Origin of the sequence: Neptuniibacter marinus, from assembly GCF_001597725.1 — a bacterium.
GTDB lineage: Bacteria > Pseudomonadota > Gammaproteobacteria > Pseudomonadales > Balneatricaceae > Neptuniibacter > Neptuniibacter marinus.
The window spans coordinates 123508-142068 of sequence record NZ_LUTR01000003.1 but is presented as its reverse complement, the minus strand read 5'-3'; the positions used below and the strand labels follow the sequence as shown (position 1 = coordinate 142068).

Below are 18561 nucleotides of genomic sequence, written 5' to 3'. Positions count from 1 at the left end.
ATCCCTTAAATTAGCTAATTACTTGGTATCTTATTCTTTATGTTTTTTAGCTGCTTCCACTAACTGGATCGGCAATGGCTTAGTATGCTCTCCCACATAGACACTAGTATGCGGGAAAGGTATCTCAATACCTGCCGTATCTAAGGCCTTTTTACAAGCAATTAGGAGTTCACTTTTCGCATCTTTTAGCTCGGTCCGTACCACCCACACTGAGAGTTGCAAATCCACTGATGAGGCATTAAACATAGTTACAATACAGAAAGGTTCTGGATTAACCAATGCACGAGGATGGTGCAGTGCAGCCTCAAGTAAAACAGTTCTTGCAACTTCTATATCTTCGTTGTAAGCAATACCGATAACAAGATCTACACGACGTATAGGAAAGCGTGATAGGTTAACAAAGGTCGTTTTAATTAATGTTTCATTAGGTACACGAATCATTACATTATCAAAAGTTCTAAGCTTTATAGACAATAGGTCAATGGCTATAACTTCCCCTGTAAACTCATTCAACGTCAATACATCGCCCACTTCAAAAGGTTTTTCCGCGATCAAAAACAAGCCACTAATTAAATTAGACGCAGATGTTTGTGACGCAAAACCTACAGCAACAGATAAAACCCCTGCGGCACCTAGCAGCACACTCATGCTAAAGCCTAGCTCTTTTAAACCTGATAGGAAAAAGAGCATAAACAGTAGATAAAAAATTAACATACTGCCCAATAGCTGGTGGTGGGTACTTAATTTATTATCGCTCAACTTACGAAACAGACGTGAAGCTAGCTTGGCAATAATAAAACCAACAACAATAAACAGTACGGCCCTAACCCAAGACACAAGGGCAACGCTTTGTAAAAATTCAGGCATCATTTATCCCATTATCAACTTCATAGCTGTACGAAGCCTACTGGATTGTTTTGAATCTCTAGCCGTGGATATTTTTTCACATCCACCCAGTTCATCCGGTGGTTTTTGTGACGTAACGATAACGGTTTCACCCGTTTCAGCATCCATTCTGAATCTAATTGATTCAGTCCAGAACCCTGCGGATTCTGAATAAAACAGACTCAACATATTCAAAGGTAGTGACAAGCGCTGAATAGTTAATGGGGAATGGCTACTATCATTAACAATTTCCAACGCGGTAATTGCACGGTGCTCTTTACGGCTCACTTGGCTTAATTCAGACGGTGCTGCCGTTTTAGCGCTATAACACAACGCACCTTCTATGGAACTGCTACCGACCCAACTCATGCGCGGTATAACTGCAGGGTATTCCGTCATCACTTTTTGCGTATCTATCGTTTTTAACTGTACCCACAAGGATGTACTAACATACAACACTACCCGCCCTTTAGGGCCTAATTTAATGGGCGTGTCTGCATTCACTTGATAAGGTTTATCCGCTAGTTGCAGCTCGATATAAACAGACTCCTCCTCTGGCCCACTATAGAGACGTTCTCCGACTTTAACCCCTTGAGGTAAGTCGTCTATTTTTCGTAGGGCTTCACGTAAGGCTGGCTTATCTCGGCTTTGATAATTTACTGCCGTAAGAAGCTCATTGCCATTTTGTTGAAAAAAGAGCGTCAGATCACCCAGCGCCATGGAATACCACTGTTTTTCTTCTAAATTTAATTCTTGCTGAGCAGGCTGATCAATTATATGCATTATCTATCCAACTAAAGAATCAACAGCGTTCCTAACCCCAAGAACGTCACAAAACCTACAACATCAGTCACTGTTGTTAACACCACAGCACCCGACAACGCAGGATCAAACTTTAATTTATCCAAAATCAAAGGAATATAAACACCCGATAGCGCCGCCACCATAATATTTGCCATAACAGCAATACCTATAACCAAGCCAATAACGCCACTATCAAACCAATACCAAGTCACCAAGCCAATAACAACCGCCCAACCCACTCCATTAAACAAGGCGATACCTAGCTCTTGCTTACTCAATAACCATGAATTTCTAAATGTCACCTGCTTAGTCGCTAACCCCCTAATAATAAGCGTCAATGTCTGACTACCGGCAATCCCTCCCATAGACGCAACAACCGGCATCAATACAGCTAAGGCCACTACTTGGCTCAGTACTGCTTCAAATAAACCTATAGTCCACGATGCTAAAAATGCTGTTAGTAAGTTTAATCCTAACCAAACAGCGCGTTGCCGTGCCCCTTTAAAAACAGGAACAAATAGATCAGCAGATTCATTAAGACCAACTTTGGCCATAAATTGTGATTCAAAATGCTCCCTTGTAATCCACAAAGCTATAGCTTGTGTAATACACCCCACAAGCCGCCCATCATTATCAACAATGGGTAAGGAATATTCGCCCGAATGCTCTAAAGTTTCGGCTGCGGTCATTAATGGATCACTCCCAAGCACGGGACTCGACACTGTTTCAATCATCCCTCGCACCATCCGTATTGGATCTTTCTCTTTAAGCAATACAGAGACAGGGATAACCCCTAGAAACAGCCCCTGCTTATCAACTACAAAGACCTGATCAAAAAGTTCCGTCGTTCCTCTCTTTAATGCTCTGATCGCATCTCTTGTTTTTGCATTCGGCGGAATAGTCACTATATGATGATCGGCATAACGACCTATATGCTTTTCATCAAATTCCGCCGCACCTTGATACCAACTTTTCTGTTTGGAATCTAAATAACCGAATGCTTTTTCAATCAGCTCTTCTGTTAGGTTATCTGATAACTCAATCAGACTCTCTGCATCTAACGACCTTAAAATAAGATCTAAAGTGCTTTCATCTAGTGTTAATAGAATAGAATCCCGCGCCTGATAACGCATCCCCAAGAGCACTAAAGTTTTTTGCTCATCGGGAACTTGTTGCCAACGTGCACAACGGCTTTCAATAGGTAGCGATTCCAGTAATAAACTGATTTCAGTGGGTACTAGCTGTTCAACCGCATTATCAAAAACAACGGACGGGCTCTCTTCTGGAGTATTAAGTTGAGATACAAACCCTTCAAGATCTTCTTTTTTTTCTATTTCATTCATTCAAGAGCCTAAAACATCAAATAATTGATACGAAGTCATATATATGCACACTTTGTTGTTCATCAAACAATCCTACGATCTAAAAAGTAACTCTATCTAAAGGATCAATTGATAAATAACGAACAGAAAACAGCAGGTTAACGGCTCTAATATTGACATTACTCGCTTTCATTTCATGACTCAATTTATAACCGAAAAATTACCCATTATCCTCTTTAACTATGTTAAAAGGGCCGTTTAACTGTGCATATATTACCAATGGACTCTACAATTTAATTTTACATTCAAGCTAGCCCATACCCTCCATCTACAGGATAATGCCGATCTAGCTTCTATCTCTGTTACATCAAAAAACAGACGGTAAAATAAAGAAAATGAGAGCCTCACCACTTGAATATAAGCACAGTGCAGTGTGCTAAGTAGTGAGATTAACCATAGAACACAAGTCATATTTTTAAGGATAGTTCATGAAAGTTGCAATTTGGGGCGCAGGCGGAATTGGTTGCTACTACGGAGTAAAGCTACTTAACGCCGGTCATCAGGTTACTTTTATTGCACGAAGCGAACACCTGGAAGCAATGCAAACTAAAGGACTTAGACTGCAGCATTCATCTATCAATTTCCAAGGCCCTGTGAACGCATTAAGTCAGGCAGAGTGGTCTGATAAATATCAATGCAATGACTTCGATCTCATCATCCTCTGCCTTAAAAGCACAGCTACTGCAGCTGTCATAGATGAAATGGCCTCTTGGTTAAAACAGGGTAGCTGCCCTATTCTATCCCTACAAAACGGTGTAGATAATGAAGCGCAAATAGCCGCCGTTATTGGCCAAAAAAGAACGCTGGGGGGATTAGCCGTTAGAATAGGTGGACATATTACCCAACCAGGAACAGTAGAGGCTGACGGTATTGCGCAAATTATATTCGGGCAATGGCCGAACACCCAAAAGCAGACAGATACAGCTTTATTAAACACACTATATGAGATGTTTAATGCGGCTAATATTGATATTCAAGTCAGTGATGACATCCGTCGCGAGCTCTGGCGAAAACTCTTAATCAACAACGGTGTTAATCCGTTATCTGCCCTAACGGAATTAAATACCCGACAGATAACATCAGAACCTCATTTAGGCCGAACCGTTTACAAAATGATGGAGGAAGCCGCTCAAGCAGCAAGTTATGACAATGTGACCCTAACAAAAGTAGATGTGGATGAAATGTTCACACTGATCAGTAATTTTAATGCGATTAAAACATCGATGCTGGTCGATTTAGAAAAAGGTAGGCCTTTAGAACAGGATGCCATTAGTGGCGCAGTCATTGAGCGCTGCCTAAAACTCAAAACCCCTGCGACGACAACTGAGCTCATTGATACATTATTACGTATTAAATGCGACAAGCTCGCTCGGTGTTAGGAACCAAGATATAAACATACCGTGTGCACGATATTAACGGGATTATCCGATTCCCAAGGGGGGATTATGGGCCGTGTTGGTGTAAATTGATTTGCAACTTTGTAAGTAAGCAATGAAAACTAAGGTCAGAAGTATAAAGGTGGATCGGTCGTCAGGTCGCCGATCCTCTCAGCGGCTCTTTGGGCGCACGCCTGAAGCTATAGTCCGCTTGAGAAATTTGAATGCATCGCTTCGCCGTTGCATTCTTCCGTTAGGTCAGTAGACGGAATTCGAGATCCTTGCCTAACTGGTTTGAGTTGATCGTCAGGCCGTCCAACTCGCTTGGTGATTCTTTGGGCGCACTTCCTGATACTATAGATCACCAAAGCCATTCAAATTATAGACTACTTCTGCGATTCAAAGCGATATCTATTGTTTGGAGGTGCGCTTTACAGTCTCCAATTATCGATGCCTCTTTCTGTTTCTTCTTAACTACCAGCAACATAGGGGTGGCAATGCCAATAATAGCGTAAACCATAAAAAACCATGGAGGAATCTGATTTACCTGTTCGAATAATTGTCCTGTCTTCAGCGAATAAAATATGTATCCGAAGAAGCCTAGGGTAGTTGTGGCCAAGTAAGCAAGCTGAATATTGATGAATAAACGCTTTCTTGCTTGCCGCAATAGTGTTCGATACTGGCTACGGCGGCTGTACAATTCTTCAGTGGATAATGAGTCATAGGGGATAGCACCGTAATTGTTGATATTACCGCCTGCGACTTGGCCAATAGGTCCATTGAATTTTTGATTCGTCATTACCTATTTATTTGCCCTTATTACCAAAATCGTTGTTTATATCGCCGCCACCAACCTGACCTACTGATCCATGGAAGTTTTGAGATGCTTTAGGCTCATTTCCAGATGGGATATTGTCAGCTTTATTTGTCTTGGCAGCAGTGTTTTTACTAGCAATCTCCACTAGTTGCTCGTAGTACCTGATTTCATCTTTGCAAAGCCTTTTTGCTAGCTCATAAGCCTCTTCTGAATTGAGGGAGAGCCCTTTAGGCAAATTGTAAATTAATTGGCAATACACATGAGAAATAAACCTGAAAGGCTCTTCCCCTGGAATCTGCTCTTCAAGGAAAAGGGCATCGTTTAATTCATTAAAAATAAAATGAAGCAAATCAGACATTTGAATAGCATCCACCCAAGGCTGTAGAGACTCACTCACCTGGTTTTCAGAAACATCTAAAGTTGTTTTGGATTCGCCCTTTTCACTACCATTTCCCCAAAACAAATAGTCGAGAGCTAAATTATTTTCCTTGGCAAAAGGGATCAGGCTCTCATAAGGGACACTATCTCTTCTTCTCCAGCCCGATACTGTTTGCCTCGAAACACCTAAGGCTTTGGCTATATCTGTATCTTTATTTGTTCCTAAAGAAACGCCTACACGCTCCAGGACGGCTGATACGTTAGTAGATGAATTATTTTCTGTCATTTGTATCATCTCTATTGACATGTACTAATAATGAATACAAAATGTAAGCACTATGAATACATAGTTATCTTAATTAAATATTTATTAATGGTGATCTATATGACGCATAACATCAATAAGCTAGAACCCAATCAGAGGCTCTATAAAGCAGTTAGAGGAGGTTTTATTACAGCAGGAACCTCTCTAACTTCATGGTGCAGAAATAATGGTGTAAATCCCTCAAATGCACGTCACTGTCTTATCGGCAGCTGGGATGGTCCCAAGGCTAAAGAGCTTCGTAAGAGCCTCGTTATGGCTTCCGGCATTTTGCATTCCTCAACTGACCTTATTCCTGTCAATCAGCCTAATCAGAAAGAAGTTGCTTGAGTAGAGGCAGGGACAAAACATTATTGGACGGCTGGAAACAGGAGGTAATCCAAATGGCAAGATGCAGTTGGAAACGACGAAGCCCAGGCTCTTTACGACAAGCTATGGAATGGTGCTTGGAGCATGGGAGAGAGAAACATAACCTGTCTGTTGATCGAATAGCAGATCATATGGGGCTCTCAAACAAATGGGTGCTTTATAAGTGGTTAGAGAATGGCCGTATGCCCGCCATTTTGATACGGCCTTTTGAGTCAGCTTGTGGGATTGATTTGGTGACACGCTACCTAGGCCATTCATCTAACAAGATGTTAATAGAGATCCCCACTGGTCGGAAAGCTTCAAGCCGTGAAGTACACGATCTACAAGCTTCTTTTACTCAGGCAGTTGGGCTCTTGCTTGCATTTTACGATACCCAAAGCGGTGCTGATGAAGCGCATAGCGCCCTAACATCACTATTAGAAGACGTTGCCTGGCACAGAAAGAATATCTCTGAGCATATGCAACCAAGGCTTGAACTGGAGGTTTACTCATGAATCAGGTAACGACATTTCGTGCCAAAAAATGTGTGGCATTGGACGCTATGAAAGGTGCTCTGAAACAACTTTCCCTTGATGAAGCTTTAGAAGTAACGGGGCAGCTATTAGTTGAACTATCCACCTCGGAGCCCACACAGGTTAAGCGGACATCGATTCGGGCTTCTGCATCGGTTCTTCAACCTCGTAAAGCTGGGGGCAAGCATTCCGTTGAGAAAGATCCGGAGCTAGAAGCGTTTATTTTGTCACTCAGGGGCTTTCGTACGATCGCTGATATCAGAACGGCATGTGTCAAAAAGTTTGGTAATAAACGCGTCCCCAGCAAATCTTCCTTACATCGATATATTCAAAAGCTTCAATACCGCCAAAACGAGGAACTATAGAATGAGTAGTGATACTTCAAAAACATCCAAATTACTCCAAGTCTTTGAAACCTTAACTGAGATGGGTTTCCAAGGCCATTCGATGGAGGAAATAGCTAACAAATCGGGCCTTAGTTATGCAGCTGTACGTCGGAGTTTGATTACTTTGGGAAATCACGGCTGGGTATCTGAGTCCCCCCGCAGCCATTCCAAAGCAAAACTTTGGAAGCCAGCGGATAAGCTGCTTTATGTCAGCGTTAAATACAAGCAAGACTGCTTATCTCAAGTGCATGAAGTACATGCAAAATACCTTGAAAAAACTGGTGAGGTGCTAGCAAGTGAGTGACAAGAAAATAATGCAAGAAATGCTATCTATTCAGCAAGGCATGCAAGCCGCTTCAGTAATCACTGAAGCACAAGATGCTGAAGGCCTTGCAGCAATGACAGAAACAGACCATTTAGATGATCGAGACCAGATGAACCGTCTTTTTGGCCAGATTCAAATGGGGCATGCTCTTTCAAATTTCACTAACGTTATCAGTTTATCTAAATTAGCTGAAATCAAGAAAACCAAGCAATATCGTAGTTTAAAAGGCGTTAAAGCGTTAGATAAGAATGGAAATTTAATCCCTAACGTTGGGGTTTGGGAAGGCTTTTGCAAAGCGCTTGGGTTCTCTTACCAGAAAATTGATCAAGATATTGAAAATTTAGAAGTGTTTGGTGCTGAGACGCTGGAACAATTGAACTCTCTTGGTATTGGGTATCGAGATATGCGCAAGCTACGAAAACTCTCTGGAGAGGACCGTACAGCCATTATCCAAGGAGAATGTATCCAGGTTGGTGATAAGGAAGAGGTTATATCGCTAATCGAAGATATGGCGTCAAAACATGCCCGTGAAAAAGAAGAGCTTGAACAGCAGTTACAGAGGACAAACTCAGAGCGCGAAGCCGACAAGCGTCTACTCGCAGATAAAGACCAAAAGATCAATGAGCAGGCACGAGAGCTACGCCGTGATTTCTCACCAGATGAGGAAAAACAGCGCCTTCAAGAGTTGGACTCTCAACAGAAATTGAAGCTTAAGGAAAAAGAGTTCGCCTGCATCGCCGCTATTAACGAGTTTAGCCAGGTAGTGGACGAGGTTTTTGAAAGAGAAAGTCTACCTGATCACGTGGAAGAATCGATGTACGGCTCGCTTCGTGGGGTCTTCCGCCATGCGCTACTGGTAGCCCGAGATAAAGGGATCAATCCCGATCAACTACTTGGCCTGCCTATCGACGCCAGTGTTTTGGATCAGTATTCGTAAGGAGTTAGTAAGAATGCAACTCGAACCCCAAATGATGCAGTTCCTGTGTAGCCTGAGCACGGATTTGGAAAATGCTAAACGCGGCGAAAAAGGCCGGATAGTGCAACAGGCTTGCGGGGTAATTGGGCGCTCAGAGCAATGGGTTTATGACCAGCTTAAAGCACTGGGGCTGATGGATGATCGAAAATCCAGAAACGACAGAGGCCAATCCAAAGTTAGTAAAGGTGAGTGCATTACAGTGAGTAATCTAATGATGCAGTCTCATCGGGACAACGGCAAACAGCTTATGAGCCTTAAAGAGGCTTTGAGCATTGCCGTTGCTAACGGACTTGTAAGCTCTGATATTTCAAGTAGCACGGTATCTAGAGAAATGAAACGCCATAGAGTTCACCCTAGTCAGTTGAAACAAGGGACACCTTTTACCCAAGTTCGCAGCTTGCACCCTAATCATGTTTGGCAATTTGATGTGTCTGTTTGTGTGCTTTATTACCTTCGTAAAAAGGAGGGTTTGCAGGTGATGCCAAGGGATGAGTTTTATAAGAACAAGCCCGAAAATCTGGAACGGGTGAAGAATGATCGAGTACTTCGTTATCTGGTTACAGACCACAATACAGGTACGTTTTATGTAGAGTACTTCAATACTCCAGGGGAGAACGCTGAGACCTTGGTTGAGTTTCTGCTTAATGCTTTCGGTAAGCGTGACCTGGATCCGTTTCATGGTGTGCCGTTCATGTTGGTCTGGGATGCTGGCACAGCGAACCAGTCGCATTTAGTCAAAGGTATGCTTGACCGCTTGGACGTAAAGCATCACGCACACGAAGTGGGTTCTCCACGTGCTAAAGGTCAGGTTGAACGCACTCATGATTTAGTAGAATGTGAGTTTGAAAGCCGTCTTTCTATGTGTCAGATCGATACACTTGAAGAACTCAATGCTGAAGCGAAGAGATGGTCATTGATGTTCAATTCAACTAGGAATCATAGACGCCATGGTCATACTCGCTTTGGCCTATGGCAGACTATCAAAGCCGATCAGCTACGTATCCGCCCAGAACGCGAGTTTTGTAAATCCCTTCTACAGAAGATTCAGCCCGCAACTCGAAAAGTGCGTGGTGATTTAACGATAGATTTTGCAATCAAAGGGATTGGCTCTAACTCCTACTCGGTAGAGTGTATTCCAGATGTATGCATAGGGGAGCAAGTACAGGTCACCTATAACCCATATACAGTGCCTGAAATCACGGTGATTCATGAAAACCTAGATGGGGAAAAGATCCACTATACCGCCTCACCGATAGAACGCGATGCCGCTGGTTTTGACATTACTGCACCAGTGTTCGGTCAGAGTTATAAGCCAGTAAGAGAAACACCTGTGGATACTGCTCGTAAAGAGATGAATCGTGATGCCTATGGTGTTGATCTAGACCGAGACGTTAAAGAGGCTCAGAAGCAACGCAAGCCTGTATTTGAGGGCAAGATTGACCCATTTGCTGATGTAAAACAGGCTGATGTGCCTGACTTTATGGATCGTAAAGGGCAAACCTTGAAGGTAAAAACACCGAAGCGTTTGTCTGATGTTCGTTTAACCTTCCCAAAAGCCGTCCCAATGATTCGCGACAGTATTGGCATAGAGCCAGGTACTGATACAGCCAAACGATTAACTCGTATTTTTAAACAGCGTTTCCCAGATGGAATACCTGAAGAAATACTATTGGAATTTACTCAAGAAATGAATGTGCTATTAAACGGCACAAATGAACTGAAAAGGGTTGAGAACGGTGAGTGACATAAAAACTGCCACTCACCTACCAGGAGTTAGCGACTGCCTGGCAACCTTGAAGTACCACCCACAAGGAGATTGAAATGTTAGCACAAAGTACGTTGAAACACTTTCGCCTATTCCGGAATCCGTTTATTGATGATATTCGAGCCAGTGAAGATGTTTTTATGTCGTCCGAGACTCGCTATGTCATCCACGCAATGAGAGATGCAGCTGAAGGCCAAGGTATTATTGCTGTCGTGGCAGACTCTGGTGCAGGTAAGACGACATTGCGCCGTATGCTGATTCAGGAATTACGTGACAACGATAAAGTGTCAGTGATCATGCCGAGCATCATAGATAAGTCTCGTGTTACTGCAGCTGGCTTGTGTGAGGCCATAATCGCTGATGTCAGTGATGAAACGCCAAAGCGATCAATGGAAGCTAAAACGCGTCAGGTCGAACGGTTGCTTCGTGATGCATCCCGATCGGGCCAACGACATGTAATGATTATTGAGGAAGCTCATGACCTGACAGTACCAACACTGCGTTACCTAAAGCGTTTCTGGGAACTGGAAGACGGTTTCACCAAATTACTAGGCATCATCTTAATAGGCCAAACCGAGTTGGGAGTTAAGCTTCAGGAACACCGTAATAGTCAGGCACGCGAGTTCATTCGTCGCTGTATTAAGATTGAGCTAGGGCCATTAGGCAATGATTTGAGTACATATTTGGAACATAAGTTTTCCCGTGTAGGCTCTTCATTGGATAAGGTTTTAGAGCCTGATGCCCTAGATGCAATTCAGCATCGTTTACGGCGTAAGGAAAAAGGAATCGTGGTCAGCGATGTTTATCCACTTGCTGTAAACAACCTTTTGGCTGAAGTGATGAATCTATCAGCTGATTTGGGCGAAGAGCGCGTTAGCGCTGAACTTGTTCTCAACGCATAACTGTTTCAGGAGATAATCTTAATGAGCGAACAGGCGCAGTTTTCAAATGAAATGGCTATTGAAATGATCTACAAAGTGGATCAAGCATCACGTGCAATAGCGGCTATAACAGATATGGCTTTTCATTACATGGATGCTAAAAAAATGGATTTAAAAGCGGAGAACACAATTTTTGAGACGTTCTGGGTCGTTGAACAGCTAACAGGCCATCAACGAACAGTTCTCGAAAAATTAGAAATGGGTGTAAACGGAAAACTGCACCAGAAGCTCTCAGAGGACGATTCGAATTCAAATAACTCAGTATTCGATGAAAATAAAAAATAGCCTCTCATAAGATTCTAACGCGGCTCTAACGCGAGTTGAGCCGCAACTCCCCTAATCAAGTTTTATTCTCTCATAATTTTCTATCGAAATACTTCTTGCAAATAGATTGCCTTTAACCCACGAGAAACATTTAACCCAGGTTAATCACACTGATTCCATCCAAAATTTCACAATACACCTGAATCGCAGCAACCGCTGCTAGAAAGTCATTTTTAAAGGGTGTTGATGTGCTTGAAGTATCACTGAAAGAGTTAATCTCCTCTCCTCTGGGAGAAGTCCTACTAGACCACCAGTTCTGGCCAACAGCGGTATCAGATGTGGCTGATAGCATCGACTCTTCATTGGCTAGCAATCCGAATTTAGTTGTTATTGGGCGAGCTGCTTTCACGCAAGTCTGCTTTACCTGGGGAGGATGTAATTTCTATCTTCCTGACCAGGCAAAGCTCATGAAGTTCGTCAAAGAGAGTCATCTTTATCAACTTAGTCTTATTGATCCAGATCGGTATGCAACTGAGCTAAGGGGAAAAGGACTGACTTCAAGCTTGGTTGAACAAAGTATGCAGGAGCAGCATTACCTTAATACCACCAGTCAGCCAGAGACAGGCTTGACTGACAACCAGGCGTGGAAAACGGAGGTATCGGAAATAATTAAATATCTCCGTCAGATCCTTTCCGATCTGGAGCTTTCTATCGATGAAATACATCGCGTCATCTCAAGTGTATTTACGGCTATGAGTTTTATGAAAGGTGGTCAGGCACTTTTTGTTCCAACGTGTAAAAGCCTTGAAGCTGAGTTGAGAAAAAAACTGGTGTACCGACAGTTTAATGGCAAAAATGCTAGGCAAATAGCCCGTAAATACCACATTTCCCTGCAGCATGTTTACCGACTAATTAAATCGGAAACGATTAACAATCGAACTCCATTGTGAGCAATGAGTGCCTTTGAGCACCTAACCTTAGAGCGCCTAGAGCGCCTTACTTAAGAAAACTAAATAAAAAAGCAGCATGGATACCTCTTACATCTCATGCGAACTAACAAAACAATTTTTATTGGTGAAAAACATGACACTTGAAGAAGCAGTTCAGAATTTTAACGACCTAAAAGCCGCTTACGATCAGGAGGAAGCGGAGTATTTGTCGCTAGTTTATACGCGATTACCTGCCGAAGAAGGAAATCTATCGACCGCTGAGCTCGCTGTAAAAAATGCTAAATCTGCATTAAAAAAAGCGGAAACAACGGAAGACGTAAAAATAAAACGTGATGATGTTGCCCAGGCTGAAGAAACCGTAGCTGATATAACTCAGTTAATAAATAACTTGAGATCTAAAGTGAAACAATGGGAAATCACGAGCAATAAACGCCTAATAGAAGTGAAAAGGGCTAACCATTGCGTTTGGGAAATTAAGTTTGGTGAACTTATGGAGCAACTTGTTTTGCCTTCCGAAGTGAGCGTGTTATTGGAGGATGCTATAGCCGCTTATGACGCCCTAAAAGGTGGGTTTGGCTGTCATAGATATGGTTTTCCTATCGATGAGAAATTACCTGAAATGACACGAGATGTAGTTGATCAGCGTAGATCTAGTCTTGAAGATGCCATGGGTTTATCTACCTAAGCTAAGTCTAATGATTAACGAGGATAAAGATATGAGCATTAAAGGGTTTACAAGCTTATCTCTAGCTAGCATGGAAGGTAATGGTTGGCAGCAATTGTTACCTGCGGGTTACTTCAGTGCTGTTGATGGTCGTCCGGAAGATGTCCCTAGTGGTAAATGGTTTTTAGATGCATATCATGCCAATCAACTTATATTAAAAGTCCGCTCAGCTATTAATGACTTAGTTATTGATTACGAACACCAAACCTTAAATACAGGAACGAATGGTCAACCAGCTCCTGCTGCGGGATGGTTTAAGAGTGACATTGAATGGCGTGAAGGCTCAGGTTTATGGATTCGCCCCCATTGGACAAAAAGAGCGCTAAGTCATATTCGCCAAGGAGAGTATCGTTTTTTATCAGCTGTTTTTAATTATGATTCGGCAACAGGTATACCGCTAACTTTGCATAGTGCAGCTTTAGTTAATAAACCTGGTATAGATGGTATGCAATCAGTAGACGCACTTAGCGCCCAAAATACAATATTGCAAAGTGGTTTGTGCAGTGCGCTATCACCTGAAGAGCATGAAGTTGCACTAAAAGCCAATGTGACAATTGAGCAATATCAAAAGTATCGTGCTGTTTATTGTATTAATAAAGGCAAAAATTGGGAGGCTCTCAAAGATCTAACCGGTGATGAGAAGCGAATAATTAACCAATGTGGCGTTGACTCTTTAAGCTATCAGCAAGAGAAAATTAAGAAACTTGCAAGTGATGTAGTTTCAAACCCTGATTCAACTAGTGGTGCGGCGTCATTAAAGCTGAAATACCCGTTAAATGCGTCTGAAATGCCTCATTCTATCTCACCTGAAGAAGTGCAGGTCGCGCTTAAATCGTATGTTCCTCAACAGGAGTATTTAAAAAAGCGTGCTGATTACTGTGCTCGGCAAGGTAAAGAGTGGGCATCATTATCCAGCCTAACTAGCGTGGAAAAAGACATTATTAAGGTAAGTGGTCTTGATCAGCAAAGCTACCTTAGAACAAAAATATCCAAATTAGCTGAAAAAATAATTTATAGCGCAACTCGATAAATTAGCAGCTTAAATTAACCAAGAAAACATACACCAATCAGAATAAATTTTTCTATTCTCGGATATATTCAACCACCACTTTGAGGTCTTATCTCATGACCGACCTGACAACTAGCTTAATACTGGAACTAAAAAATTCTCAATTCACCCGCGGACTGCGAAAGTCAGGTAGTGACGTGGGCTCGTTCGCAAACAAATCAGAACGTGAGTTGCGAGGGTTGCGACAAGAGTTTAAGCAATTAACGGGGGGAGTACTCGGTAGTTTTCGCAATGAGATTATTGCTATAGGGGCTGCATGGAGCGGCTTGCAGATAGCAAAAGACTCTGCGCTACTAGATAAAAATCTGACACGGATGTCACAAACGGCTGGCGTGGCACGATCTGAAACCAAAGCGCTTCGAGCCGAGCTGTTTGATCTACAGAAACAGTACGGGGTAACGGTTGATAGTTCACGGCAGGCAAACGATTCACTATTGCAGTCGGGTCTAAACTGGAGCGAAGCACTACAAGCAACAAAAGCGATCGCGCCAGCACAAGCCGTTACGGGTGCGAGCTCTAACGTCCTTGCGGGTGGTTTAGCCGTTGGTGCTGAGATATTTGGCTTTGACTTGTCGCAAGTAGGTGTCGCCACCGAGATGCTCGACAAGATGACGGTTGCCGGTCGTGAAGGTAAAGCAGAGCTTGAAGACCTTTCCAGTATTTTCTCCCGCGTAGGTAACAACGCCAAAACAGCTAATCTAGATTTTAGCCAGACGCTCGGGTTTATTGAGCAGCTTTCTTATGTTGAGAGGCAGCCAGAGCGTCTGGCCACCCTGGCCGACAGCACTCTGCGGATATTTACCAACCAGAAATACCAAAACAACGTTCGCGATAAATTAGGGATTAATTTTTACGGTAAAGAAGGCAACCGCCGAGATGCCTTCTCTGTAATAGAAGAGATCTCCACTCTCTATAAGAAACAAAAAAACGATAAGCAGCGTGACAACCTGATTGCAGCTGCGTTTGGTCAAACCGATATGGACACCCAGCGGGGTATGAAAATGCTACTGGGTGGCGATGCCATTGCCGGTATGCGCAAAATAACGGAAGCCACTCGTAATGGTGTTGGTGTTATAGATCGAGAGCTGGAAGAAGCGTTAGGTAATGCTGGAGATCAAGTATCCCGACTAAAAGGCGCATTAGGTAAGGCCGCCGACAGCTTTGCTCAACCTATCAACAACTCAGTAAATCAGCTCATTAAGTACACCTTAGATAGCAAAAAAAAAGGAGGACTAGGTCTGGATGGTACCGATCTACTACTCGGTGGTGCGGCTGTGTTAGCGGGAGGCGCTGCCGCCTATAAATATGGAGGAGGCAAAGGATTGCGCAAGATGATGGGCAAAGGAGGCAACTTAGCCGGTGGTGTGCTCACAGCTAAAGCCTTAGAGGCCGCAGCAGGAGTTATTCCAGTGTATGTGGTGAATATGCCTACTGGATCTTCACGTTCTATAGTCGACGATATTATGGATATGGGTCGTAAAGGAGGATCTAAAGGAGGACGTTTTCCTCGCCTTCCAGGTTCAGGTGGCTATGCCCGCCTGCCAGGGGAAACGTTAGCTGATAGTTTATCAAAGCTAAGTGTACGCTCTGGTTTTAACGCATATGCGTCTCATTGGGGTGGAAAAGCTCTCGGTTGGATGGGCCTTAATAGTTCAGTATTAGGTGGTTCTGTTTCTTCAGCGGGGCTGGGCATGGGCTCTCTCGGTGTTGGCGTTGCAGGCGCTGCTGGCTACGGAGCTGGTACACTCGGATATAATGCATTTGTCAAAGGCACTGAAACCGAAATGGACATTGGTCGTGCCCTCGCTAAAGCACTAGCCACAGTTGATATATTCGGTTGGTCTGACGCACAAAAAGCACTAGATATTGAAAACCGATCTCAAGCTTTACTCAAGGTTGAGCTAAGCGAAGATTTAAAAGCTAAAGTTGTTCAGTCTGAAAATATGGATGTAGACGCCTACGGCGGCTCAATGATCAACCCATAGATGGTGTGTTTCCTAGTTGCTCTAAATATGGAGGTATCTATAATTTAGCGACTAAACTAATATTTTTACGTTTAAGTAAGGTAGCTACACTATGATCATACTCAATACAGAAAAGGGCCTAGTTAAAATTGAGTCTTGGGATGATATTTTATCAAGACCTGGATTCCATGATGATTTAGATCCTAATAGCTCTAAGCTAGAAACGATAATCGGTAGTTATGGCTTTAAAGAGTGGATTAAATGTGGTTTATCTACTTGCCATACCCCTCACTCGAAAGGGTATTTAGTGGTTACTACTGATGGTCGTGAAACTAATATTGGTCAACACTGCGGCAAAAAATATTTTGGGGTGGACTTTGAAACCATGTCAAGGAAATATGATAGGGATTTTACTGCCTCAAATCACCGTGAAAGTCTGTGGGCGCTGATGTTTCAACTTGATGAGCTTGAATCAAGACTCAGAAATATGAGAGAAGGAGATTTTGGAGCAGATCAAATTTATAAGCGTTCTCAACTTTTAATTAAGTCTAACGGTAAGAGCCCATCACCTGTATTTACTGCACTTAGTCGAGCCATTAAAACTCGTTCTCCTATTCTTTGGACACAAAAAGCCGCAACTGAAACAGAAATAGCTGAGTTAGAAGTAATTGAAAATAGAAATATCGAGCGACCTCATTACATAGAAGTAAAAAAAGCGGAGCTAGACGGCTTAGAGGTATATTACCCTGAAAATAGCCTTAGGCAGTTACTTGTGTTGGATATTGAGCAAGAGTTGAAAACATTCAATGAGTTGAATATCGATGCTTTAAGTCATAGAGAGTTAAAGCATTGGGTAAAATGGAAAGCAGTTATTGAGCCAAATATGGACAAGGCAGAAAGCGTTATTCAAAGAGGACGTAGGTTCCTTAGAGCCGATAATCTGAAAAAGTTACTATCAGTTGGTTTAGATCCAAAAGAGAGGAAGCTATTCGCTAAATTTTTGGATGAAATTGCATTGAATTAGTCCTAGACAATCAGAGTATACATACAATATTCTTAGTGTTAGGTTTACTGCAAGCCTGATAGCCCATCACTCAATTGAGTAGGCAGACATCCCATGTGATGGCAGTTTTTAGAAAGTCAATTTTGGTGCATCCTAAATTGATCAAGTATGTTTAGTGGGCTGGCATATTTTAGATCTAATTTTGGACATGTAACCATGAATAACAACACTCTTCGTTTCCCCTCAGGCATTTCAGTTAAACGTTACCGACAACAAGCAAAAGACGCAAAAAAGGCGGGAGACTATCCGTGCCATTCGCACGCATTAAACGCTATCGCTCAGAAAGAACTGGCTGTTAACTGGGATCAGGCTCTTAAGCTTATTCGTAACAAACCATTTGCTATAGATACCAGAATGTTTGAAAACGAGTTATTTCAAATCACTGAAACTCTACTGAAGGTTAAGTGTTTACAACAAGACCGTTTGAGTGACTATCAATGTGGTTTGATTAAAGAGGAAGGTTTGAACTGCATTAGATCCGCAGATGACAAAAACGCTGCTAAGGGTTACGGGCTTATAGCGCTAAGCCATTACTATCGATCCGCTATAAGCGCTGATAACCAGAAAAGACATCATCCATTGTTCACTATCTATTTTAATCATTGGTTGTATTCTAACAGAAGCCTTTTTTCTGAGTCGCAGGGCGTACTTCGCTTTCTACAGCATTTATATACTAAGCCAGCTCGAGTGCTTATGAATGAAGGTAAGCCTTTCTGGTTATCACCAGTCCCCTGTACAGTGATGACACTGGATGAAATTCGAGTTGTAATGGATACTTTTCCCCAACTAAATTATTTTGGACTAACTCTCAATTATATAGCTGGCGAGTCAAGATCAAGCCGCGAAAATAGATTTGTTAAAAGCAGAGCTAGTTTATTGAATGCCGAAAATGAATGTAATCGCGCATGCCAATACCTACATCATATCAAACCCCGTAAAACTATTGATTGGGTAAGAACTAGTTATGGATGCAAACACGGTGCTGAGAAATACTACAGAGCTTTATTTGGTGCTGAGGATCACTATATCTCGAACGGTGCTTTTATCTGCGCCGCTTTGCATTTGGGGTATAGGGTGGGAAATCATTCTCCTGGGTCACCAAATGCTTGTTTTAATTTTAGTCGGCGTTCTACCATGTTTCAGTGGAGGAGTCTGGGGGGGGAGAAGACCTTATCACTGAAAGAGCAACAAAAATTCGAAGAGTTAAGTAAGGTCGTTGGATTTAAAGCAATATAACTCTAAATCGGTTATCAGTTACGTGTAGTGACTGATAACTTACACTAAACGTA

20 protein-coding genes are annotated in these 18561 nt (G+C 42.5%); 15 read left to right on the top strand and 5 right to left on the bottom strand.

Annotated elements, in window-relative coordinates; translation table 11 throughout:
• Nucleotides 1-30: 30 nt before the first annotated feature.
• The 3 genes from A3774_RS04320 to A3774_RS04310 are packed head-to-tail and all read right to left on the bottom strand — an operon-like array spanning nt 31 to nt 3032.
• Nucleotides 31-870, bottom strand: a complete 840-nt coding sequence (locus A3774_RS04320; RefSeq protein ID WP_075107900.1) for a mechanosensitive ion channel family protein — start codon at nt 868-870, stop codon at nt 31-33.
• The gene (locus A3774_RS04315) at nt 871-1668 is read right to left on the bottom strand and encodes a hypothetical protein (protein ID WP_067863667.1); all 798 of its coding nucleotides are present in this window, start codon (nt 1666-1668) and stop codon (nt 871-873) included.
• A gap of 11 nt (nt 1669-1679) precedes the next feature.
• Nucleotides 1680-3032: a magnesium transporter gene (locus A3774_RS04310; protein ID WP_067863664.1), complete on the bottom strand. Its 1353-nt coding sequence runs from the start codon at nt 3030-3032 to the stop codon at nt 1680-1682.
• Nucleotides 3033-3499: 467 nt separating this feature from the next.
• Between A3774_RS04310 and A3774_RS04305 the strand changes: the two genes are divergently transcribed.
• Nucleotides 3500-4450, top strand: a complete 951-nt coding sequence (locus A3774_RS04305; RefSeq protein WP_067863661.1) for a ketopantoate reductase family protein — start codon at nt 3500-3502, stop codon at nt 4448-4450.
• A 376-nt stretch (nt 4451-4826) separates the two neighbouring features.
• Here the strand turns inward: A3774_RS04305 and A3774_RS04300 are convergent, their stop codons facing one another.
• Nucleotides 4827-5246 (bottom strand): hypothetical protein, encoded by a 420-nt coding sequence (locus A3774_RS04300; protein ID WP_067863658.1) that lies wholly within the window; start codon nt 5244-5246, stop codon nt 4827-4829.
• Between the two features lie 7 nt (nt 5247-5253).
• The gene (locus A3774_RS04295) at nt 5254-5928 is read right to left on the bottom strand and encodes a helix-turn-helix domain-containing protein (protein ID WP_067863655.1); all 675 of its coding nucleotides are present in this window, start codon (nt 5926-5928) and stop codon (nt 5254-5256) included.
• A gap of 99 nt (nt 5929-6027) precedes the next feature.
• On the opposite strand from A3774_RS04295, the gene A3774_RS04290 reads away from it, so the two are divergent.
• The 14 genes from A3774_RS04290 (at nt 6028) to A3774_RS04225 (ending at nt 18508) form a co-directional block, all read left to right on the top strand.
• Nucleotides 6028-6294 carry a hypothetical protein gene (locus A3774_RS04290; RefSeq protein ID WP_067863652.1) on the top strand — a complete coding sequence of 89 codons (267 nt, stop codon included), beginning with the start codon at nt 6028-6030 and terminating at the stop codon, nt 6292-6294.
• A gap of 53 nt (nt 6295-6347) precedes the next feature.
• On the top strand, nt 6348-6827 hold the full coding sequence (locus A3774_RS04285) for a hypothetical protein (protein WP_067863649.1): 480 nt from the start codon (nt 6348-6350) through the stop codon (nt 6825-6827).
• Entirely contained in the window at nt 6824-7210 is a 387-nt protein-coding gene (locus A3774_RS04280; protein ID WP_067863646.1) for a hypothetical protein, read from the top strand. Before A3774_RS04285 ends, A3774_RS04280 begins: the two co-directional genes overlap by 4 nt.
• Before the next feature lies 1 nt (nt 7211).
• On the top strand, nt 7212-7535 hold the full coding sequence (locus A3774_RS04275; protein WP_067863643.1) for a helix-turn-helix domain-containing protein: 324 nt from the start codon (nt 7212-7214) through the stop codon (nt 7533-7535).
• A complete protein-coding gene (locus tag A3774_RS04270) occupies nt 7528-8493 on the top strand; it encodes a hypothetical protein (RefSeq protein ID WP_156473653.1) in 966 nt (321 codons plus the stop codon). Before A3774_RS04275 ends, A3774_RS04270 begins: the two co-directional genes overlap by 8 nt.
• Nucleotides 8494-8506: 13 nt before the next feature.
• Nucleotides 8507-10276, top strand: coding sequence for a DDE-type integrase/transposase/recombinase (locus A3774_RS04265; RefSeq protein ID WP_067863638.1), 1770 nt, complete (start codon nt 8507-8509; stop codon nt 10274-10276).
• 77 nt (nt 10277-10353) lie between these two features.
• Nucleotides 10354-11199 (top strand): ExeA family protein, encoded by an 846-nt coding sequence (locus A3774_RS04260; protein ID WP_067863635.1) that lies wholly within the window; start codon nt 10354-10356, stop codon nt 11197-11199.
• Between the two features lie 21 nt (nt 11200-11220).
• The gene (locus tag A3774_RS04255) at nt 11221-11523 is read left to right on the top strand and encodes a hypothetical protein (RefSeq protein WP_067863632.1); all 303 of its coding nucleotides are present in this window, start codon (nt 11221-11223) and stop codon (nt 11521-11523) included.
• Nucleotides 11524-11750: 227 nt separating this feature from the next.
• Nucleotides 11751-12452: a Mor transcription activator family protein gene (locus A3774_RS04250; protein WP_067863630.1), complete on the top strand. Its 702-nt coding sequence runs from the start codon at nt 11751-11753 to the stop codon at nt 12450-12452.
• A gap of 133 nt (nt 12453-12585) precedes the next feature.
• A complete protein-coding gene (locus A3774_RS04245) occupies nt 12586-13137 on the top strand; it encodes a hypothetical protein (RefSeq protein WP_156473652.1) in 552 nt (183 codons plus the stop codon).
• A 31-nt stretch (nt 13138-13168) separates the two neighbouring features.
• A complete protein-coding gene (locus A3774_RS04240) occupies nt 13169-14206 on the top strand; it encodes a phage protease (RefSeq protein WP_197468002.1) in 1038 nt (345 codons plus the stop codon).
• Nucleotides 14207-14301: 95 nt separating this feature from the next.
• Nucleotides 14302-16230, top strand: coding sequence for a phage tail tape measure protein (locus A3774_RS04235; protein WP_067863622.1), 1929 nt, complete (start codon nt 14302-14304; stop codon nt 16228-16230).
• 91 nt (nt 16231-16321) lie between these two features.
• Nucleotides 16322-17233 (top strand): hypothetical protein, encoded by a 912-nt coding sequence (locus tag A3774_RS04230; protein WP_067863618.1) that lies wholly within the window; start codon nt 16322-16324, stop codon nt 17231-17233.
• A gap of 195 nt (nt 17234-17428) precedes the next feature.
• Nucleotides 17429-18508: a hypothetical protein gene (locus tag A3774_RS04225; protein ID WP_067863615.1), complete on the top strand. Its 1080-nt coding sequence runs from the start codon at nt 17429-17431 to the stop codon at nt 18506-18508.
• Nucleotides 18509-18561 lie beyond the last annotated feature (53 nt).